The 19,585-nt window shown below is 59.8% G+C and carries 21 protein-coding genes; 5 read left to right on the top strand and 16 right to left on the bottom strand.

Annotated elements, in window-relative coordinates:
* Window positions 1-65 precede the first annotated feature (65 nt).
* A complete protein-coding gene (gene ypfM, locus FT726_RS27605; protein ID WP_104085366.1) occupies window positions 66-125 on the bottom strand; it encodes a protein YpfM in 60 nt (19 codons plus the stop codon).
* Window positions 126-519: 394 nt separating this feature from the next.
* Between ypfM and FT726_RS02170 the strand changes: the two genes are divergently transcribed.
* Genes FT726_RS02170 through FT726_RS02160 form a run of 3 tightly spaced genes read left to right on the top strand, consistent with a single transcriptional unit; the run spans window position 520 to window position 2,229 of the window.
* Complete coding sequence (locus FT726_RS02170; protein ID WP_021508043.1) at window positions 520-888, top strand: ArsC family reductase; 369 nt, start codon at window positions 520-522, stop codon at window positions 886-888.
* A 1-nt stretch (window position 889) separates the two neighbouring features.
* Window positions 890-2,017, top strand: coding sequence for a succinyl-diaminopimelate desuccinylase (gene dapE, locus FT726_RS02165; RefSeq protein WP_010617581.1), 1,128 nt, complete (start codon window positions 890-892; stop codon window positions 2,015-2,017).
* Between the two features lie 23 nt (window positions 2,018-2,040).
* Window positions 2,041-2,229 carry a YpfN family protein gene (locus FT726_RS02160; protein ID WP_021508042.1) on the top strand — a complete coding sequence of 63 codons (189 nt, stop codon included), beginning with the start codon at window positions 2,041-2,043 and terminating at the stop codon, window positions 2,227-2,229.
* Window positions 2,230-2,295: 66 nt separating this feature from the next.
* Here FT726_RS02160 and ypfH read toward each other — a convergent pair whose 3' ends face one another.
* The 6 genes from ypfH to dapA all read right to left on the bottom strand — a co-directional run bounded on the left by ypfH (window position 2,296) and on the right by dapA (window position 8,893).
* Entirely contained in the window at window positions 2,296-2,991 is a 696-nt protein-coding gene (gene ypfH, locus FT726_RS02155; protein WP_021508041.1) for an esterase, read from the bottom strand.
* Between the two features lie 73 nt (window positions 2,992-3,064).
* Window positions 3,065-5,041, bottom strand: a complete 1,977-nt coding sequence (locus FT726_RS02150; protein WP_346302356.1) for a GNAT family N-acetyltransferase — start codon at window positions 5,039-5,041, stop codon at window positions 3,065-3,067.
* On the bottom strand, window positions 5,041-5,904 hold the full coding sequence (locus FT726_RS02145; protein ID WP_021506607.1) for a neutral zinc metallopeptidase: 864 nt from the start codon (window positions 5,902-5,904) through the stop codon (window positions 5,041-5,043). Before FT726_RS02145 ends, FT726_RS02150 begins: the two co-directional genes overlap by 1 nt.
* A gap of 206 nt (window positions 5,905-6,110) precedes the next feature.
* Entirely contained in the window at window positions 6,111-6,824 is a 714-nt protein-coding gene (gene purC, locus FT726_RS02140) for a phosphoribosylaminoimidazolesuccinocarboxamide synthase (RefSeq protein ID WP_031279423.1), read from the bottom strand.
* A 144-nt stretch (window positions 6,825-6,968) separates the two neighbouring features.
* Window positions 6,969-8,000 (bottom strand): outer membrane protein assembly factor BamC, encoded by a 1,032-nt coding sequence (gene bamC / locus FT726_RS02135; RefSeq protein ID WP_059011704.1) that lies wholly within the window; start codon window positions 7,998-8,000, stop codon window positions 6,969-6,971.
* A 14-nt stretch (window positions 8,001-8,014) separates the two neighbouring features.
* Window positions 8,015-8,893 carry a 4-hydroxy-tetrahydrodipicolinate synthase gene (dapA, locus tag FT726_RS02130; RefSeq protein WP_021506604.1) on the bottom strand — a complete coding sequence of 293 codons (879 nt, stop codon included), beginning with the start codon at window positions 8,891-8,893 and terminating at the stop codon, window positions 8,015-8,017.
* Window positions 8,894-9,036: 143 nt separating this feature from the next.
* On the opposite strand from dapA, the gene FT726_RS02125 reads away from it, so the two are divergent.
* Together FT726_RS02125 and bcp are read left to right on the top strand one after the other, a co-directional pair.
* Window positions 9,037-9,603: a glycine cleavage system transcriptional repressor gene (locus FT726_RS02125; protein ID WP_081049393.1), complete on the top strand. Its 567-nt coding sequence runs from the start codon at window positions 9,037-9,039 to the stop codon at window positions 9,601-9,603.
* Between the two features lie 142 nt (window positions 9,604-9,745).
* Window positions 9,746-10,213, top strand: a complete 468-nt coding sequence (gene bcp / locus FT726_RS02120) for a thioredoxin-dependent thiol peroxidase (protein WP_021506602.1) — start codon at window positions 9,746-9,748, stop codon at window positions 10,211-10,213.
* A 57-nt stretch (window positions 10,214-10,270) separates the two neighbouring features.
* On the opposite strand, the gene FT726_RS02115 is transcribed toward bcp, so the two are convergent.
* The 9 genes from FT726_RS02115 to FT726_RS02075 all read right to left on the bottom strand — a co-directional run bounded on the left by FT726_RS02115 (window position 10,271) and on the right by FT726_RS02075 (window position 18,922).
* Window positions 10,271-11,866: a sensor domain-containing diguanylate cyclase gene (locus FT726_RS02115; RefSeq protein WP_150058742.1), complete on the bottom strand. Its 1,596-nt coding sequence runs from the start codon at window positions 11,864-11,866 to the stop codon at window positions 10,271-10,273.
* Between the two features lie 166 nt (window positions 11,867-12,032).
* On the bottom strand, window positions 12,033-12,863 hold the full coding sequence (locus tag FT726_RS02110; RefSeq protein WP_282995715.1) for a phosphodiesterase: 831 nt from the start codon (window positions 12,861-12,863) through the stop codon (window positions 12,033-12,035).
* 12 nt (window positions 12,864-12,875) lie between these two features.
* On the bottom strand, window positions 12,876-13,862 hold the full coding sequence (locus FT726_RS02105) for an ABC transporter ATP-binding protein (RefSeq protein WP_058770829.1): 987 nt from the start codon (window positions 13,860-13,862) through the stop codon (window positions 12,876-12,878).
* Window positions 13,859-14,671, bottom strand: coding sequence for an ABC transporter permease (locus FT726_RS02100; RefSeq protein ID WP_058775669.1), 813 nt, complete (start codon window positions 14,669-14,671; stop codon window positions 13,859-13,861). Before FT726_RS02100 ends, FT726_RS02105 begins: the two co-directional genes overlap by 4 nt.
* Complete coding sequence (locus FT726_RS02095) at window positions 14,668-15,525, bottom strand: ABC transporter permease (protein ID WP_021506597.1); 858 nt, start codon at window positions 15,523-15,525, stop codon at window positions 14,668-14,670. Before FT726_RS02095 ends, FT726_RS02100 begins: the two co-directional genes overlap by 4 nt.
* On the bottom strand, window positions 15,525-16,547 hold the full coding sequence (locus FT726_RS02090; protein ID WP_058758325.1) for an ABC transporter substrate-binding protein: 1,023 nt from the start codon (window positions 16,545-16,547) through the stop codon (window positions 15,525-15,527). Before FT726_RS02090 ends, FT726_RS02095 begins: the two co-directional genes overlap by 1 nt.
* Window positions 16,534-17,556: a substrate-binding domain-containing protein gene (locus FT726_RS02085; protein WP_021506595.1), complete on the bottom strand. Its 1,023-nt coding sequence runs from the start codon at window positions 17,554-17,556 to the stop codon at window positions 16,534-16,536. The genes FT726_RS02090 and FT726_RS02085 overlap by 14 nt, the downstream gene beginning before the upstream one ends.
* 124 nt (window positions 17,557-17,680) lie before the next feature.
* Complete coding sequence (locus FT726_RS02080; protein WP_021506594.1) at window positions 17,681-18,289, bottom strand: DsrE family protein; 609 nt, start codon at window positions 18,287-18,289, stop codon at window positions 17,681-17,683.
* A 27-nt stretch (window positions 18,290-18,316) separates the two neighbouring features.
* Entirely contained in the window at window positions 18,317-18,922 is a 606-nt protein-coding gene (locus FT726_RS02075; RefSeq protein ID WP_021506593.1) for a DsrE family protein, read from the bottom strand.
* Between the last annotated feature and the right edge of the window lie 663 nt (window positions 18,923-19,585).

Genomic DNA, 19,585 nt, shown 5'->3' with positions numbered 1-19,585 from the left:
CTTTATTGATGTGTGCGGTAAGAATAACAGCAAGTTGGGAAGTGCCCTGCTTTTCTCTTCACGAATTACTTACGTAACATCGCTTCGATAAATTCTTTCCAGTTCCCCAGTTCGTGTTCAACCATAATACCCTCTCTTCTTGTAGTGGCGATTTTACGCCGTTTTTTTCTACAGGTGAATACGTTTCCACCTCTCATCACTATCGGCAACTACCGCAGAAAGCTTGAATTTGCCGAAACTGCGGACTGACGCACATTTCAGCAACCTGTTAATGCGACTCATAAAAGCGCGGACTTAATCCGCCAGGCCCGCTTTTGCCGCCTAAGATAATTCTTAGATCGCTAATGATGCCGCAGGCGACAATTTCGCAGGTAAGTGAAAGCGTTTACTGGCCCTGATTAGCGTCGTTTATTGGCGTCGCGGCGAGATGAAAAACAGCGCTGCTGCGCGTCTGACCTCACAGCCCACAGCGCGCTATGGTAAACTCGCGCTTTATTTAACACAGGACGGGAATACGCGATGACAGCGCAGTGGGTGATGTACGGAATTAAGAATTGCGACACCATAAAAAAAGCACGCAACTATTTGAGCACTTCCGGCATCGACTTTCATTTTCATGATTATCGCGCTGACGGGCTGGATGCGGCGCTGCTGCAATCCTTTATCGACCAGCTGGGGTATGACGTGCTGCTGAACACGCGCGGCACCACCTGGCGTCAGTTGCCGGAAGCGGAACGCGATGCCATTCGCGATGCGGCCAGCGCCAAAGCGCTGATGCTGGCGCACCCGGCGCTGATCAAACGTCCGGTGCTGGCGGCGCCAGACGGTACATTGCTGGTGGGTTTCAAAGAACCCGTTTATCACGCCTTTATCCAGGAGAAGTCATAACATGTTCTGTCCGGTCATTGAGCTGGCTCAGCAGCTTATTCGTCGCCCCTCGCTTAGTCCGGATGACGCCGGTTGCCAGGCCATGTTAATTGCGCGCCTGGAGGCGATTGGTTTCCACGTCGAGCCGATGCACATTGGCGATACGCTTAACTTCTGGGCCACGCGAGGCCAGGGCGAAACGCTGGCCTTTGCCGGGCACACCGATGTGGTGCCGCCGGGCGATGCCAACCGCTGGATCAGCCCGCCGTTTGAACCTTCGATTCGCGACGGCATGCTGTTTGGCCGTGGCGCCGCGGACATGAAAGGCTCGCTGGCGGCGATGGTGGTGGCGGCCGAGCGCTTCGTTGCTGCCCATCCCAATCATGCTGGCCGGCTGGCGTTTCTCATCACTTCCGATGAAGAAGCCAGCGCCGTCAACGGGACGGTAAAAGTGGTTGAGCGCCTGATGGCGCGCAACGAACGCATGGATTACTGCCTCGTCGGCGAACCGTCGAGCACCGAAGTGGTCGGCGACGTGGTGAAGAATGGCCGTCGCGGCTCCATGACCGCCAATCTGACCATTCACGGCGTGCAGGGCCACGTGGCTTATCCGCATCTGGCTGATAACCCGGTACATCGCGCAATGCCGGCGCTCAACGAGCTGGTGGCGACCGAGTGGGATCAGGGCAACGAGTTCTTCCCGCCGACCAGCATGCAGATCGCCAACGTGCAGGCCGGCACCGGCAGTAACAATGTGATCCCCGGCGAGTTTTTCGTGCAGTTTAACTTCCGCTTCAGCACCGAACTGACCGATCAGATGATCAAAGATCGCGTGGCGGCGCTGCTCGATCGCCACCAGCTGCGCTACACGCTGGAGTGGAATGTGTCCGGTCAGCCATTCCTGACTTCACGCGGCAAGCTGGTGGATGCGGTCGTCAACGCCGTGGCGCACTATAATGAGATCAAGCCGCAGCTGTTAACCACCGGCGGCACCTCTGACGGGCGCTTTATTGCCCGCATGGGCGCACAGGTGGTGGAGCTCGGCCCGGTGAATGCCACTATTCATAAGATCAATGAGTGCGTGAAAGCCTCGGATTTGCAGCTGCTGAGCCGGATGTATCAGCGCATTATGGAACAGCTGATCGCCTGATGGCACCTTGAAGGAGAAACCTCATGGAATGGTTAAAAGAGTACTGGTGGGTGATTGTGATTCTGCTGATGGTGGGCGTGCTGATGAACGTCTATAAAGACCTGAAGCGCATCGATCATAAAAAATATATGGATAACAAACCGGATCTGCCACCGCATCGCGATTTCAACGATAAGTGGGACGATGACGACGACTGGCCGAAGAAGAAGTAGTCGCCGCCGATCGTTTAGCGTACAAGGTCGCCCTGCACGGCGACCTTTGTTTTATGGCGCGCGGTCTCACACCATCATCACCACATCGTCGTCGCCCGGCTTCGCCCCGCTCAGCGCCTCATCGAAATAGCGGCGCGGCACGGTATAGCGCAGGTGATTCAGCGCCAGCTGCATGCTGCGTTCATCAATTGCGTGCGGCAGGTCGTCAACGATATCCAGCGTCACATCGCCGCCCAGCGCGGTTAAGCGCTGCATCGCCGCTTCCGCATGCTGCATCGGCACCTGCTCGTCATAATCGCCGTGAATCAGGTGGATAGTGTTGCGCGTGCTGGCCTGCTCCGGCAGCGTGACGTAACGCCCGCTAAAGGCCACCACGCGTCCCGCCAGATCCGGCTGGGCTTTTACGCCTTCCAGCACCATGGTGCCGCCCTGCGAAAAACCGACCAGCGCGGTGGCTTCCGGCCGCACGCCGCTCTGTTGCTGCCAGTGACGCACCGACTCGACAAAGGACGGCATCACCGCATCCACGCCCTGCTGCTGCGAGCGGTCGTGTTCCGGTATCTCGGCATACCACTGGCGGCCCTGCGGCGCGCTGGCCGGATAAGGTGCGCCCACTGACACCACCTGCGCCTGCGGAAACGCCTGCGCGAACCAGCTGCCAATCTGCGCCATCGAATCGGGGTTGTCGTTCACGCCGTGATACAGCAGAAACAGCTGCGCGGCGTTATCCGGTTGCTGAACAATTACATATCGTAGTGCCATAACGTCCTCCTCAAATCACTATACGCCGCTGACGGCAAAGTGATATTGGGAAAATTTGAACGAGATAATGGATTTATTGCAATGTGCCGAGGCGCTGCTGCCAGTGCTGCGCGGCGGCGGCATCCAGCGTGATGAGTGCGTCAGCCGCCTCCGCGCGCAGCCTGAGCATCAGCGCTTTACGCCCGCTCACACCGGCCAGCCGTGCCGCTTCACTCAGCGTTTGTTTTTGTTGCAGTATGGCACACAGCAAGGGTGGCGATGCGACACCAGCCAGCCGCTGCAGCACCGGATAGCTGGCTTCAAAGGGCCGCTGCGCCCAGGCAAACGCGGCCAGCAGCGGCCAGTCGTCGGCGCTGAGGGATTGATGGTCGGTGGACGACAGGGTCAGCGGCACCGCGATCAGCTTTTGCAGCCACGGCCAGTCGCGCGCCAGACGCTGCGCGGCGCGCTGCTGCAGGGCTTCACCGGCTGGCGTCAGCGCACAAATCGCCATCGCCGCATAGCAACCGCTGCTGGCTTCGCGCTGTGAACCGATACGCACCAGGGTAAAGCCGCAGGCGCGCCAGAACTGCCACAGCGCTGCGGTGTAGCCAAAGCTCACCGACAGATAATCCGCGCCCTGTGCCTGCTGCCGCGCCGTCGCCACCAGCGCGCGACCGATGCCGCGCTGGCGCTGCGCGGCCTGCACGGCGATGCGGCTGATGCGCAGCGAACGTAACGTCGCCGCTTCAGTAAAACCGGCATGTGCCGCTAATGACTGCGCCACCAGATTGCCGCGCGGACGACGTAAGCCAGCCCATACCGCCTGCGCCAGCGCAGCATCCAGTCCGCCCTCTTCCACCAGCCACAGCGCGCCGGTGACCTGCTGCGGCTGCCCGGCCAGCCAGAAATGCATGCCGGGCGCATCCAGCATACGTCGCAGATCGAGCGGGGTGGTGCGATAGTGGGCGCTCGCCAGCAGACGATAGCCAGCCTGTAAGGCGTCGGCGTGCTGCGCGGGCGTAGCGGCAAAAATTGCTGTCTGCGCGGGTGCGTCGCAGGCTTCGGCCTCTGCAAACAGCAGCGCCGCACTCAGCCACTGCTCCAGCGGATCCTGCGCCGACCAGCGCAGCGGCTCATCCAGCTGGAAGTAGCGCACCTGCGGCAGCGTGGCGCAGAAGCGCAGCATGAAACCGCGCCCGGTACCTTCGTAGCCCTGCACCGTGGTGGTCAGCAGAACGCGCGGAAAACGCTGCACCAGCTGCTGTAACAGCGGCGCGGGGATGGCCGCGGCCTCATCCACAATCAGCCATTCTGCCAGCGGCGGAGCCTCCTGCGGCTGAGCGAGAATCGCATCCGGGGCCATAAAGCTAAACTGCTCAGCGGCGAACTGCGCCAGCACCTCCGTCGCGGCTTTGGCCGGCGCCGTCACCAGCGCGCTTTGCGTCTGGCGCGCCAGCATCCCCGCCAGTGCCGATTTGCCGCGACCGCGCGGGGCGATGATCACCGCGACACCGGGCGGCATGGCGCACAGCTGACGGACAATCTGCGCCTGCTGCTCGGGGGCGCGACACTGCCACGGCGCGAAGGACTGCGGTGCCGGCAGGCGCGGCGTCTGGTGCTGACGCAGCAGCATCACCTGCGCATCCTGCAGGATATGCTGTTGCAGATGGTGGATGAAATGCGGCGTGGCGATGGGCTGGTCGACATCGGCCCAGCGCAGGCTGTCGCGATCGGGTTGCGCCGGCCAGGCGTTCCAGTCAGGCGTCAGTAACAGCAGCCAGCTGCCGGCCCGCAGCGTCCCGGCCAGCGCAGCGAACGCTTCCGCGTGAAAGCCGTGGCGCGCATCAAAAATGGCATGCCGGAATTCCCGGCCCAGCAGGGTACGCAGCGCTGCAGGCGCGACGCGCTGCGGGAAGTCATCGCTGTCGCTGACCGTTAACCAGTCACCTGGCAGTGCGGCCTGCCATGTGGCCGCCTCATGGCGCGCCCAGCCAGCTTCACCGGCTATCACGCACAGACGGCGGATACCGGCTTGCTGCATCGCCGCCGTCAGTTCAGCGTGCAACATCAGTTACTGGCGAAGGTGTTGCACTGGCCCGGATTGCCGCTATCAAAACCGCGTTTGAACCAGGTGTAGCGCTGCTGTGAGGTGCCGTGAGTGAAGCTGTCCGGCACTACGCGCCCCTGACTTTGCTGCTGCAAACGATCGTCGCCAATCGCCTCGGCGGCGTTCAGCGCTTCCTGCAAATCGCCCACCTCAAGAATGTTCTCCTGCTGCATATAGTGACCCCAGACGCCAGCAAAGCAGTCCGCCTGCAGCTCCATCTTCACCGACAGTTGGTTCACCTGCGCCTGCGTGGCGCCCTGCTGCATCTGGCGCACTTTCGGTTCGATACCCAGCAGTTTCTGCACGTGATGCCCTACTTCGTGGGCGATGACGTAACCCTGGGCAAAATCCCCCCCGGCTCCGAGTTTGGTTTTCATGTCGTCATAGAAGGAGAGATCGATATATACCGTCTGATCGGCCGGGCAGTAGAACGGCCCCATTGCCGACTGGCCGGTGCCGCAGTTAGTGCGCGTCGCACCGCGATACATCACCAGCTTTGGCGGCGCGTATTGTTTGCCCATCTGCTGGAACAGTTTGCCCCAGGTATCTTCGGTGGTGGCGAGGATCACCGAGGTGAATTTGGCCGCCTCGTTATCCTGCGCCGAATTGACCTGACGCTGCTGCTGTTGCGACACCGGCGCGCCGCCTTCCAGCAGCGCGGTGAGGTCGTAGCCGTAATAGCCAGCGACCGCGACCACAATCAGCAGAATAATGCCGCCCTTGCCGCGCGGCAGACGAATCTGGCGTCCGCCTGAACTAAAACCCGGCGAATCGCCGCGACGATCTTCCACATTGTCGCTTTCACGACGCCCTTGCCAGCGCATGGCCTGCTCCTGTTATCAATGACTTTTGCATGATTTTAGTTGGCGGCAGAGGTTAGTACCAGCAATGCGATGCCAGCGGAGCGAGATTGCGCGCAGGGCGCAGCGTGAAGGCCGTAAACAGACAATAAAAAAGGCCGCCAGCCAGGGCGACCTTCATGCGCTGAGAGGTTTGCGTCCGAACTACCTTGACGCACACCGGCAGAGGCTTAGTCCAGTTTGACACCCAGACGGTGTGCCACTTCTTCGTACGCTTCGATCAGGCCGCCGAGGCTCTGACGGAAACGGTCTTTGTCCATCTTGTCCATGGTCTCTTTGTCCCACAGACGCGCGCCGTCTGGCGAGAATTCGTCGCCCAGCGTCACTTCACCTTTGAACAGACCGAACTCCAGCTTGAAGTCCACCAGAATCAGGCCGGCATCATCAAACAGTTTGCTCAGCACTTCGTTGGCTTTGAAGGTCAGCTCCTGCATGCGCGCCAGGTTAGCCTTGCTCACCCAGCCAAAGGTTTCGCAGTACGATTCGTTGACCATCGGGTCGTGTTTGGCGTCATCTTTCAGGAAGAGATCAAACAGCGGTGGATTGAGCAGCATGCCCTCTTCCACGCCCAGACGTTTCACCAGCGATCCGGCCGCCCGGTTGCGCACCACGCACTCTACCGGCACCATCTCCAGCTTTTTCACCAGCGCTTCGTTATCAGAAAGCAGCGCTTCCATCTGGGTCGGAATGCCCGCTTCCTGCAGTTTGGTCATGATGAAATGGTTGAACTTGTTGTTCACCATGCCTTTACGATCAAACTGCTCGATTCGTGCACCGTCTCCTGCTGACGTATCGTTGCGGAATTCAAGTACCAGCAGATCCGGATTGTCGGTGCTGTATACGGTTTTCGCTTTACCGCGATACAACTCAGCTCGCTTTTGCATCTTGTTAACTCCAAACATGAAAGAACCCGTGTTCAGCGGTGTTTCACCGCGCGATGACTGCCTGACGCAATCGTTTACCTCGCCGGGCGCTATTATGCCAAAACCAAAACAAAAAGGCCGGAGAATCTCCGGCCTTTATTGCATTTATTTGTTCAGTGCGCCCTGCAGGACCGCCACCAGCGCATCATTCTGCGCCTGGGTGAGTACGTGTCCTTTCGGATCGATGAACTGCAGGCTGCTGCGGTTATCGAGATCGCCCACCTGCAACTTGTAGTCGCCGTTTGGCAGTTCCGGATCTTTCGCGCCGATGGCGTCAAACGCGCTGCTGCCCGGCTGCTTGTAGGTCACTTTCAGACTGCCCTGCGAGCGGTTGTCATCGGTAACTTCCATGCCCATACGCTTCAGCGCCGCCGGCAGACGCTGCCAGGTGACGTTAAACGGTGAGCGCAGCACCAGCAGTGGCAGGCCGGTGTCGTCCGCGCCGCTCTGGACATCAATCTGTCCGCTGGCACGTCCGGCAGCCGCATCCTGGCTGGCGGTATCGATCTTATCCAGACCGGTGCTGATGTCATTCAGCATCTGACCGGTATAGCGCTGAACCTGGACCGGCGTGGTGACCGTCTGGCCCTGCTGCTGCAGTTCCAGCAGACGTACGGTCAGCACCTGCTGATATCCCTGGTTCTGCACGCTGATCTGGTAACGGCCGCGATACTGGTTATCTTCGTCAGCACGGTTCCACTGTACCCAGTCGGTGGTGAGCTGCTGCGCCGCATCATCACGCTGGGCAACCGGGAATTTGTACGACTGCACCACGTTCACCACCTGCGACCAGATGGAGCCACGGTTGCTGTCAACCGCCAGCACGCCGGTGTTACCGGTGAACTGCGCGCGGGTGCCGTTCATCAGCGCCAGCGGCTGCGCCGGCGGACGGATGTCGAGCTCTTTACCCAGCGCGCCTTTCGCCACGCTGTGCGGCACATCGTAATCACCATTCTGCAGCGGCAGAATCATGCCCGCCGGGGCTTTTAAATCATGCAGTTCAGGCGCCTGCAGGTAAGATTCATCACCGCTGACCTGGCGCTTATAACGCTGATCGCTGGAACAAGCTGTTAGCAGCATCAGGGTGGACAGGCCCACCACGGTTGCCAGCGTCGAGCGCTTAACTGAATAACTCATTGATTCTCCCTAAATTATCGCAGACCCGCCTGGATCAGCGCCTGCGCGGTTTTCGCCTGACCGGCTTCGGTCAGCGGCGTCATCGGCAAGCGCAGCGTGTCATCGGCGATTAATCCTAGCTGTTTCGCGGCCCATTTCACCGGGATAGGATTCGGTTCACAGAAAAGCGTCTGGTGCAGGTGCATCAGACGCTGATTCAGGCGACGCGCTTCGGCAAATTTGCCCTCTTGTGCCAGCGCACAGAGTTCAACCATTTCACGTGCTGCAATGTTAGCCGTGACCGAAATAACGCCTTTGCCGCCCAGTTGCATGGAGTCCAGCGCTGTCGCGTCATCACCGCTGACAATAATGAACTCATCTCCAACCAGCTGTTGGATCTGCGAAATACGCGATAAGTTCCCGGTGGCCTCTTTGATTCCGATAATATTTTTGATTTCAGCCAGGCGGGCAACGGTTTCCGGCAGCATGTCACAGCCGGTACGTGACGGGACGTTATACAGCATCTGTGGCAGATCGGTGCTTTCGGCGATCGCTTTGAAGTGCTGGTACAGACCTTCCTGCGTCGGACGGTTGTAATACGGGGTCACAGTGAGGCAGCCGACTACGCCGGTGCCGGTAAAGCGTTTTGTCAGAGAGATCCCTTCGGCGGTGGCATTCGCGCCGGTCCCGGCAATCACGGGAATGCGGCCATCGGCCAGCTCCAGGGTTTGCATCACCACATCGCCATGCTCTTCATGGCTGAGGGTCGCGGATTCGCCGGTGGTGCCAACAGAAACAATCGCCGCCGTACCGCTGGCGACATGATAATCAATCAGTTTTTTCAGACTTGCGCGGCAGACATCACCTTTTTCATTCAAAGGCGTAATGAGCGCAACAATACTTCCGGTGAACATGGGCTATCCCCTCGACAAACAAGTGCCTCATGTTACGTTTTCCGCCGAAAGAAAAGCAAGCGAGCCACGCCATTACCGCGCTTGTCAGCAGTTTTTTTTATGTTTACCTTATGGTTATTAGCGAACGTACAGGAAACGCCATTTTGCCGCAGTCACAGCCGCACCATCTGGTGATCACCGCTCTGGGCGTTGATCGTCCGGGTATCGTCAATACCATTACCCGCCACGTCAGCAGCTGCGGTTGCAACATTGAAGACAGCCGCCTGGCGATGCTGGGCGACGAGTTCACCTTTATTATGCTGCTCTCCGGCAGCTGGAACGCCATTACCCTGATTGAGTCGACCCTGCCGATGAAGGGTGCCGAACTGGAACTACTGATCGTGATGAAGCGCACCAACGCGCGCGTCACGCCGCCGATGCCCGCCACCGTCTGGGTACAGGTGGAAGTGCCGGACTCACCGCATATCATCGAACGCTTCACCGATCTGTTCGATAAACATCAGATGAACATCGCCGAGCTGGTGTCGCGCATCACGCCCGCCCAGGACGACGAGCCGCCGGTGCTCTATATTCAGATGACCGCGCACAGCCCGGCGAATCATGCCAGCGCACCGTTTGAGCAGGCTTTCCATCGGCTGTGCGAAGAACTGCATGCACAAGGTTCAATTCGCCTCTATAGTGTCACCGACGACGCGCACAGCGCCGTCTGAATCAGGCTCCGGGTTATTCCGCCACACACTCTGCCGCGCTGGCATACCGTGTAGTGAAATAACCCTGAGGTAAACTCCATCTGGCGCTTTTGCCGCTGATGGTGTATTACCCACAGCATGAAGAAAAAAATGGAGAGTTGTGATGAATCCACTGAAAGCCGGTGACACCGCACCGAAATTTAGCTTGCCCGATCAGGATGGCGAACAAGTAAATTTGGCCGACTTCCAGGGACAGCGCGTTCTGGTCTATTTCTACCCGAAAGCCATGACGCCGGGCTGCACCACGCAGGCCTGTGGTCTGCGCGATAACATGGATGATTTAAAGAAGGCGGGCGTGGAAGTGCTGGGCATCAGCACCGACAAGCCGGAAAAACTGTCTCGCTTTGTCGAGAAAGAGTTGCTCAACTTCACCCTGCTGTCGGATGAAGATCATCAGGTTTGCGAGCAGTTTGGCGTCTGGGGTGAGAAAACCTTTATGGGGAAAACCTACGACGGCATTCACCGCATCAGCTTCCTGATTGGCGGCGATGGCAAAGTGGAGAAGGTGTTCGACGATTTTAAGACCTCGAACCACCACGATATCGTGCTCGATTACCTGAAATCAGCCTGATTACCAACGGGTGCCAGCCAGGCACCCGTTTTTTTATCCTGCTGTGACGCTGCCCGATTAATAGCGCGAAACCGTGCTGGCCAGCGCCTCCTGCCCGGCGATCACCACGCAGTTACGTCCGGCGTTTTTCGCCTGATACAGCGCATCATCGGCCTGCTTCAGAATCTGTTCCTGACTGCCGTGCGTCGGCTGCCAGCTGGCGATACCAATCGAAATCGTGATCTGCCCGACCGGATCAATCCAGCCGCCGGCAATGCTGGTGCGCACGCGCTCCGCAATCACCCGCGCTTCATCAGGGGCGGTGGCGGGTAGCAGCATCAGAAACTCCTCGCCGCCGTTCCGGCACACCACGTCGGTTTGACGCGCGCTCTGGCGCAGCGTGCGCGCCACCTGTTTGATCACCTCGTCGCCAACATCATGCCCGAAGTTATCATTCACCCGTTTGAAGTGGTCAATATCCAGCGCCAGCACGGCAAACGGCTGCTGCATGGTATCGAAATAGTCGAGCACCGCGCTCAGGCCGCGGCGATTGAGCAGGCTGGTCATGGGATCGCTCTGCACCTCTGACTTGAGCCGGCCGATTTTATCCTGCACCAGACCAATGCCGGTGAGCAGCGCGCGCTTCACCTGCGCCGCTTCAAAGTACCAGGCGCGGATCACGCCAATTTCCCCGGAAACGCCCTGGGTATCCATCTGGCTGGCTTTGCGCGCCAGCTGCCACAGCGGCAAGGCAATCAGCCGGGCCAGAATCACCGCCACCAGCAGCGTCAGCAGCGCAAACGGCACCGAATTCTTCAGCACCTGGAGCAGCAGCCCGGAGAGCGGCGCCAGCGTGACGTTTGTCGGTTTAAGCGCCACCACCATCCAGCCGGTGGTGGGCACCACAGCGTAGCCCGCCAGCTTCGCCGTGCCCTCTTCCGTCAGCTGAACTTCGCCATTGCTGTGCTCCTGGCGCTGACGATCGCTGACGATGCCCGGCACATTTTTGCCAATCAGCTGATTGTTCTGGTGATACAGCACGCGGTTCTCGCGATCCAGCACATAAACATGGGTGCCGTCACGATAGTACTGCTCGCCGAGCAGCACGTTGAGAATGCTCTTTTTCTTCAGATAAATAGTGCCACCGACGTAGCCAAGATAGCGCCCATCGGTGCTCCATACCGGCCAGGAAACAAACACCAGCAGGTTATTGGTGGCAGAAATGGTGGGCCGGCTGACCATCGGCTGGCGCTGCGCCAGCGCTTCGCGCGAAGACTGGCTGGTGAGCTGCATGCCTTTCAGCATCAGCGATTCCGGCGAAATGGCTTTAATCACGCCGTTGCTGTCGACAATCGCCACCGAGTTAAAGCTGCTGGTCTGCTCGCGCAGTCGGTTCACTTCCTGCTGCTGCAGTTCGGGATTGTCGAAATCTTTACCCAGTTGATTGGCGCTGTAGTGCAGCTGCGACTGCGCCAGCTGGAAAAACACTTCGGTGGTGGCCGCCAGCTTGGTGGCGTAAGCGCGATTGGCTTCGAGGGTGCTTTCGATCAGCACCATGCGCTGTACGCGCCAGGTGGCGTACAGCGTATTAGCCAGTGTGATGACGATACTGGTGATCGCCAGCAGCGCAATCAGCGTGCGCAGATCAGTTTTTGGCCGGATGCGCGTTAACATGGCGCAACCGCCCTGGTGAGTAGCTTCATAAGTTAGCGTGCCTGACTATCTTGTTATAATTGGAGGTGTTTACCCTGGTGAGGTAACAGACAATTGTACACCTCTGAGCCAAATTGACTACGACGCAGACCCTCAGGAACGCTTTTTTATTGTGCTATTTCTGGTGCTAATCAATTAAACCCTGCGCATCGTAAAACGGCCACGGTCCAGGATAATCGCCGATTGCGCACAGATGCGTAGTCATCCCCTGCTGCGGCTGCCAGCGATGCAGCAGAAAACCGGGCGGTTCCAGCACAAAGTTCGCCGGACCGTGGTCACGCAAATCCAGTGCCACCTGATGCGACACACCGGGCGCCACGCAGGCCAGCGTGCCGGCAAAACGCGCCTGCACCGAGCGGTGCAGGTGGCCGCTCAACACCCGTTCCACCTGGGGATGCTGACCAACGATGGCAGCCAGCGCCGCCGGATTGCGCAGCGGCTGCCGATCCATATGGCCAATGCCGCTCAGGAACGGCGGATGATGCAGCAGCACCAGCGTCGGCAAATCAGGCTCACGCGCCAGCTGCTCTGCCAGCCATTGCAGCTGTGCGTCATCGACGTAGCCCCACGGCTGATGCGGTACGCTGGAGTCGAGCGCCAGCAGCTGCAGATGATTCACACGCATCTGCCAGTTGAGCGTTTCGCCGTGCTGCAGGTAGTGATGCTCCGGAAACGCGGCGCGCAGCTGCTGGCGATCGTCGTGATTGCCCGGCATCAGCAGGAACGGCAGCTGCAGATGGCGCAGCGCCTCGCGCAGCGTCTGGTACTCTTCCGCAGTGCCAAAATCCACCAGGTCGCCGGTAATCACCACCGTATCCGGTCGCGGCACCAGCTGATTCAGCGTGTCGATCACCCGCAGCAGCGCAGCATGCGTATCCACTTTTTTATAGGAGAGACGGCCATGGGCCTTGATGTGTAAATCGCTGATTTGCGCAATCAGCGTTATTGCGTCAGTCACAACAGCTCCTTATCAGGCAGAAAAGTGCAGCGCGGCATCCTGCGCCAGCGTCCAGCTTACCGGCTGGCCGGCGTGCCAGGCTTCGCGCGCGTGGCGATCAACCTGGATCGGCGCCGCCAGCCCGATATCAATACTCAGCCGCTGCGCAGCGCCGAGAAAGGTGGTGCCGAGGATAAAACCAGGGCGTGCGTAGCGCTGGTCCGCCGCCAGCAGCACATCCTCCGGGCGGCAGAAATGCTGCGGATTGCCACGCGCATCGACCCCGACACAGTTAATCGCGCCGACAAAATCCGCCACAAACTGTGACGCCGGGCGCTGGTAAATATTTTGCGGCGTATCGATCTGCACCAGACGCCCCTGCTCCATCACCGCAATGCGATCGCCCAGCGCCATCGCTTCCTGCTGATCGTGCGTGACGTAGACGGCGGTGATCGCCAGCTGTTTCAGCAGCGCGCCAATCTCCAGCCGCAGCCGGTCGCGCAGGCGCGCATCGAGCGCCGCCAGCGGCTCATCAAACAGCAGCACCTTCGGACGCGCCGCCAGCGCACGCGCCAGCGCTACGCGCTGCTTTTGACCGCCCGACAGCTTGTCGATGCTGCGCTGCGCCAGCGCGCTGAGATCCACCAGGGCCAGCATCTCCTGCACGCGCGCGTCGCGTTCGGCGCGCGCCACGCCCTGCACTTTCAGGCCGTAAGCGACGTTCTGCGCCACGTTGAGATGGGGAAACAGCGCGTAGTTCTGGAACACCATGCCCACGTTGCGTTTCTCGATCGGCAGCGCTGTCACGTTACGATCGTCAAACCACACTTCGCCGCCGTCGTCACAGCGCTCCAGGCCACTGATGATGCGCAGCGTGGTGGTTTTGCCACAGCCGGACGGACCGAGCAGCACCAGGGTTTCGCCAGGCTGCACCGTCAGATCGAGCGGCTGCAGCGCCAGCTGGTGATTAAAGTGCCGCGCACAGTGGCGCAGCGTAACGGTTACGGCCGCAGGGTTCATGCCGCCTCCTTATTAGCACGCGTGAGCGTACGGTTGAGCCAGTGATTGACCGCGTTGAGCATCAGCAGCAGCGGCAGAATCAGCAGAATAAAGATCAGCGTGTAGGCCGATCCCACTTCCAGTCGCATTGAGGCATAGCTGTCTGCCAGCCCCACCGGCAGCGTTTTTGTCAGCGGCGTATGCAGCATCCAGGTGATGTTGAACTCACCCACCGACAGGGTGATCACCATAAACGCCCCGGCGAAAATGCCGTTGCGACAGTTGGGCACCACCACGGTAAAAAAGCGCTGCCACAGGCTGGCACCCAGACTGGCCGCCGCCTCTTCCAGCCGCGGCATCTCCACCGCCTGCATCACTGCCAGCACCGGGCGCAGCATAAACGGCAAGGTAAACAGCACGTGACCGATGAGAATGAACAGCCAGCTATCGCGCAGGCCGGAGAACTGACCGTACAGCAGGATGATGCCCAGCGCGGTGGCGAGGCCCGGCAGCGCGACCGGCAGCATCAGGCACTCTTCGATGCGCGCCGCCCAGCGCCGCGGCGCTTTTAACAGCCCCCATGCTGCCGGCACGCCGATCAGCAGCGTAATCAGCAGGCAGGCCAGCGCAATCAGCAGTGACAGCCAGAAGGTGTCGGCGTAAAGCTGCCATACCTGGGTCACCCACTTCAGCGTCAGGCCGCTGCGCAGGCCGGTAAAGTAGTTGTTGGTCACGCCGGCCAGCATCGACAGCACCACCGGCACGATCATGAACAGCGCGGTGAGCACGGTGACCAGCAGTTGCAGGCTGAACAGGCCGCGACGTCTCATGTCACCTCCTGGTGAGCCAGTCGGCGCGCCAGCATCAGTGCCAGCCAGGCGACGCCGCCCATCACCACCGACAGCGCGGCGGCGGTGGCGAAATTGGCGTAGTTGGTGAATTCGCCGTAAATGGTCAGCGGCAGCACCGCCAGATCGGTGCCCAGGGTAAACGCAGTACCGAAGGCACCCATGCTGGTGGCAAAACAGAGCGCGCCGGTGGAGAGCAGCGCCGGCTGCAGCCCCGGCACAATCACATCCCAGGTGATGCGCCACTGACTGGCGCCCAGCGAACGCGCCGCCTCTTCGAGAGAACGGTCGAGTTTTTCACTCGCCGCCACCAGCGTGATGATGGCGCGCGGCAGTGAAAAATAGAGATAGCCAATAAACAGGCCGGTAAACGAATAGGCCAGCATCCAGCGCTCGTGAAACAGCGCCAGGCTGATTTGCGCCAGCAGTCCCTGACGGCCCGCCAGCATCACCACCAGAAATCCCACCACCACGCCCGGAAAGGCCAGCGGAAACGTCAGCAGCGCCAGCAGCGTGCTGCGTCCGCTGAAGCGCTGGCGTGCCAGAAAGCAGCCGACTGTCGCGGCGATGGCCAGCGTCACCAGCGTGACGGCGAGCGACAGCAGCACGGTATTCAGCAGGCTGAGCAGATAGTGTGGCTGCGTCAGTACCGTCCAGTAGCCGCTGTGCCGGGTGCTGCGGTCGTCCTGCATTGCCATCTGCAGCAGCCGGACAAACGGCAGCAGCCAGAAGGCGCAGAAGAACAGCAGCGCCGGCAGCGTCAGCCATAGCCAGCGGCTGCCGGCCAGGCGCGGTGTCCGGCGGCACGAAGCCGCCAGGGTATCGGTCATCGCCATCAGCGAATCTCACTCAGATAGCGCGCCGAGAAAGCTTTCTGCGCTGCCGCCATCTGCTGATAGTCAACAGTGTGCGCACGCGCATAGTCGCTGTCCGGCAGGAAATATTTCTTCGCTTCTGCGCTCATGGCGCCTGTGCGCACCGGGCGCAGGAACGCGCTGGCCCAGATGGCCTGCCCTTTGTCCGACAGCACATAGTCGATCACTTTTTTGCCGTTCGCCGCGTGCGGTGCATTCTTCACCAGGCTGATGACGTACGGCACCGTTACCGTGCCCTCTTTGGGAATAACAAAGGCGACGTTAGCGTGATCTTTGTAGCGGGCGCGGTAAGCATTGAAGTCATAGTCGAGCAGAATCGGGATCTCGCCGGAAATCAGGCGTGCATACGCGGTCTGCTTAGGCACGATAGGCTGATTCGCCTGCAGCTTTTTGAACCAGTTCAGCGCCGGCGTGAAGTCCTGCATGTTGCCGCCCTTCGCCTGATTGACTGCCACCGCCGCCACGTAACCAACAAAGGCGCTGGCCGGGTCGAGATAGCCAATCATGCCTTTGTATTCCGGCTTCAGCAGGTCGTCCCAGGATTGCGGCACCGGCGCGCCGCCGAGCGCATCGACATTGACCATAAAGCCCATGGTGCCCGAGTGCAGCGCCACCCATTTGCCGTTGCTGTCTTTCATGCCGGCAGGAATGTCATCCCAGTGCGCCGGTTTGTAACTGGCGACCACGCCGGCGCTGTCGGCCTGAATGCCGAAGCTGACGCCGTAATAGACCACGTCGGCCACCGGATTGCCCTGCTCAGCCACCAGCTGCGCCAGCGCCTGGCCGGAGTTTTTGTTGTCCTGCGGCACCTGAATGCCGGTGTCTCTGGCAATCGCTTTGAGCTGAGTGCCCCAGTCGGCCCACTCGGGCGGACAGTTGTAACAGATGGCGGTTTCCGCCGCCTGCGTCAGGCTGGTAAACAACGCGCTGGCGCTGAGCGCGATGGCACCGGCGTAAATTTTTACTTTTTTATGCAGCATCATGAGGTTCCCTGGTGGTGGCAATAAACGCGGGGGCAGCGACACTCTCACCGCTCCGCAACTGATGTGGCAGCACGCGGGTGCCGCGGCTGACGTTATGCAACAACATATCGATGGCGCAGGCGCCGAGCCGTTCGGCGGGCTGCGCTACGCTGGCCAGCGACGGGGCCATTTGTGCCCCCATCGCAATCCCGTCAAAGCCCATCACCGCCAGCTGCTGTGGCACAGGCACGCCCGCGCGCGCCGCCGCGCCAATCAGGCTGATGGCCAGCAGGTCGTTAGTGCAGATTACGGCGCTGAGCGGGGTGGCACCGCCGAGCATCGGGGCCAGCAGCGTAAAGTCGGATTGGGTGTGGCTGGCCATCTCAATCACCGGCAGCGCCGTCAGGCCCGCGTGCTGCATGGCATCGCAATAGCCCTGATAGCGCAGGCGCGCACGGTCTGACTGCAGCATCGGTCCGGCGACCATGGCAATGCGGCGATGACCAAGCGCCAGCAGCTGTGCGGTGGCTTCGCGCATCGCCTGGCGGTTATCCACGCACACCGCCGGCCAGTGGCTGTGCTGCGGCACGTTATGCGCCAGCACAAACGGCAGGCCAGCCGCCTGCAGCGTGCTGAGCACCGCGCTGTTATCCGCGTCGGCCACCGTCAGGACCAGGCCCGCCACGCGCTGGCGCAGCATATGTTCAACGATGGCGGCTTCGCGCTCGGGCTGGTAATCGCTGGTGGCCACCAGCAGGCCATAGCCGGCGTCGCGCGCCTGGCGCTCCATCGCCTGCAGCTGGCAGGAGAAGATCGGGTTAAGCAGCGAGGGCAGCAGCACGCCGAAGGTGGTGGAGTGCTGCGTGCGCAGCTGGCGCGCGATGTGGTTAGGACGAAAGCCGAGCTGCTCCGACGCCGCCAGCACTCTCTCCAGCGTGTCGCGCCGCAGCAGATGGGGATCGGAAAAGGCGCGCGCGGCCGTGGCGCGTGAAACGCCTGCCAGCTTTGCCACCGTGAGTAAGTCGGACATGTTCGCCTCGTAAAGTGCCGATGAGATCGATCTCATTGGCGCCTAAACTAACGACGAACTGTGACAGTGACATCGCGAAGGGATGACGAAAAGATGACAGCAGCCTGCACTGCTGTCGGCAGGATTACAGCATCAGGAAGGCGTACCCTTCATTTTGCAGCGACGCGACGGTGGTGCCGCTGGAGAGCGTATGCGTGACGCGGGTGTCAATCCAGTCGCGCTCCAGCTGATGGAAGGCCACTGACTGGTCGCAAATGGTCACTTTCACCCCGGCTTTCTTCAGCTCATCAATCAGCTTCAGGTTAGGGTTATCGCTGCCGTACGCTTTACGGAATTGATCGTTATTGAGCGCGGCCGGCACCGCATCGCTGTTGATCGACACCACAAAGTTGAGCTGATTCAGCGGCACGCCGGCCGCGTAATAGAGGTTGGTGACGCGTGCCACGCGCTCAAGGCCGAGGTTTGGCTGATGGATATCCCCTTCACTGCGGTTGATCTGAAACACAATCTTATTGCTCAGCCCGGGCGTGTTGGCCGGGTTGTAATCCGGCGTGTTAACAAAGTGAATTTTACCGTAACCGGCAATCGCCGGCGTGCTCCAGAAATCCGCCGGTTCGGTTTTCTGGTCAGCGAATTTACCGCTGACTTTATCCACCAGTTCCGGCAGCTGCAGCACATTTCCGCCGACAAAGCCCGCCAGCGCGGCGATAACAATATAGGATGCTGGACGCATGACACTTCTCCTTAACCAAAGACGCGATTACATCTGTAAAAAGGCATAGCCCTGATTTTCCAGCGTCGACACCGTGGTCGGGCTGGATAATGCATGAATCACCGACCGGTCGATCCAGTCGCGCGGATAGTGATGGAACGCCACCGACTGATCGCACACCGAGACTTTGACGCCCAGCTTGTTCAGCGCGCCAATCAGCGCGAGGTTGGGGTTATCGACGCCGTAAAACTGCTTAAAATGCGCGTTATCCAGCGTGGCGGGCGTGGCATCGCCGGTCATCGACACCACAAACTGCAGCTGTTCGGCCGGTACGCCAGCGGCGATGTACAGATTGACCACACGCGCCACGCGCTCCAGCCCGAGGTTAGGTCGTTTGATATCGCCTTCATTGCGGGTCAGCTGGAATACCACTTTGTTGCTCAGCCCCACCGCCGGTTTAAACGCGGCGTCGGCTTCATAATGAATTTTGCCGTAGCCCGCGACCGCCGGCGTGCTCCAGAACCCGTCCGGATCGGCAGGTTCGGCGGAAAAATGGCCCGCGATGCGCTGATACAGGTCATCGCTTTTGATTACGGCGGCACCGACCATCCCACCCACGATGGCAATCAGGGCATAGGAAACAACAGAACGCATAGAAACTCTCCGGCATGCACTGCGCGTTAATTCACAGTCCGTTTGAAAAAGTGCTTTATCTATACCACAGCGCGCGGCGGGCAAAACGCCTGTACTGGCGGGCTGTCCGGCGTTTGGCTGCCAGCAGAAATCATCGCGCTTGCTGATTGAATAAGGCTGTTAATTGAGCGGTGCGGGCGAGTTGAAAAATAGCTGGCCGGAAAAACCGGCAGTCACCAGGCAGAGGGATGCATGGCAGATGACAGCGCCTCATCGTGCGGGTTAATACTGTCATCGCGCGCCGCCAGTTGACCAGTGAGCAAAACCTGACCATTCATTTCTGGGCTGGTGATGCACGGCCAGAGCAGCACGATAAAAATCACTGATGGATAAAGCGAGCCAACCGGAGGATTTCAGGCGTGTTTTTCAGAGTAAACCTGGAAAAAACCATGCCAGATTCAATTATTTTGAGCAACTTTACGTAACTTTAATTTCATCAGTGCGCTGCGCCGTTTTATTTTGCCTTTTCGCTATTCAATTTTTTGCTACAAATTTCGCGTCAGTCAGCCATTCTTTGCCATCACGTCAATGTGACGGCGGCATTTGCTTGTATCCTCACTGTGGTTAAGATAGAGCCGCGGCAGAAAAGGAAACGCCGCCACAGAACATTGGCATGACTTTCCT

Origin of the sequence: Pantoea sp. Morm, from assembly GCF_016643525.1 — a bacterium.
Classification (GTDB): domain Bacteria; phylum Pseudomonadota; class Gammaproteobacteria; order Enterobacterales; family Enterobacteriaceae; genus Pantoea; species Pantoea dispersa.
Note: the sequence above shows the minus strand (reverse complement) of the source record. Positions and strands in the feature narration are given on the sequence as shown.

Coding starts and splice junctions, on each gene's coding strand:
- ypfH (WP_021508041.1), bottom strand. CDS start 2,991: ATGGCACTACGATATGTAATTGTTCAGCAACCGGATAACGCCGCGCAG.
- dapA (WP_021506604.1), bottom strand. CDS start 8,893: ATGTTCACCGGAAGTATTGTTGCGCTCATTACGCCTTTGAATGAAAAA.
- FT726_RS02145 (WP_021506607.1), bottom strand. CDS start 5,904: ATGCGCTGGCAAGGGCGTCGTGAAAGCGACAATGTGGAAGATCGTCGC.
- FT726_RS02085 (WP_021506595.1), bottom strand. CDS start 17,556: ATGTCCGACTTACTCACGGTGGCAAAGCTGGCAGGCGTTTCACGCGCC.
- bcp (WP_021506602.1), top strand. CDS start 9,746: ATGAATCCACTGAAAGCCGGTGACACCGCACCGAAATTTAGCTTGCCC.
- FT726_RS02150 (WP_346302356.1), bottom strand. CDS start 5,041: ATGTTGCACGCTGAACTGACGGCGGCGATGCAGCAAGCCGGTATCCGC.
- FT726_RS02090 (WP_058758325.1), bottom strand. CDS start 16,547: ATGATGCTGCATAAAAAAGTAAAAATTTACGCCGGTGCCATCGCGCTC.
- dapE (WP_010617581.1), top strand. CDS start 890: ATGTTCTGTCCGGTCATTGAGCTGGCTCAGCAGCTTATTCGTCGCCCC.
- FT726_RS02170 (WP_021508043.1), top strand. CDS start 520: ATGACAGCGCAGTGGGTGATGTACGGAATTAAGAATTGCGACACCATA.
- FT726_RS02075 (WP_021506593.1), bottom strand. CDS start 18,922: ATGCGTTCTGTTGTTTCCTATGCCCTGATTGCCATCGTGGGTGGGATG.
- FT726_RS02160 (WP_021508042.1), top strand. CDS start 2,041: ATGGAATGGTTAAAAGAGTACTGGTGGGTGATTGTGATTCTGCTGATG.
- FT726_RS02095 (WP_021506597.1), bottom strand. CDS start 15,525: ATGGCGATGACCGATACCCTGGCGGCTTCGTGCCGCCGGACACCGCGC.
- FT726_RS02105 (WP_058770829.1), bottom strand. CDS start 13,862: ATGAACCCTGCGGCCGTAACCGTTACGCTGCGCCACTGTGCGCGGCAC.
- FT726_RS02080 (WP_021506594.1), bottom strand. CDS start 18,289: ATGCGTCCAGCATCCTATATTGTTATCGCCGCGCTGGCGGGCTTTGTC.
- bamC (WP_059011704.1), bottom strand. CDS start 8,000: ATGAGTTATTCAGTTAAGCGCTCGACGCTGGCAACCGTGGTGGGCCTG.
- FT726_RS02100 (WP_058775669.1), bottom strand. CDS start 14,671: ATGAGACGTCGCGGCCTGTTCAGCCTGCAACTGCTGGTCACCGTGCTC.
- FT726_RS02115 (WP_150058742.1), bottom strand. CDS start 11,866: ATGTTAACGCGCATCCGGCCAAAAACTGATCTGCGCACGCTGATTGCG.
- purC (WP_031279423.1), bottom strand. CDS start 6,824: ATGCAAAAGCGAGCTGAGTTGTATCGCGGTAAAGCGAAAACCGTATAC.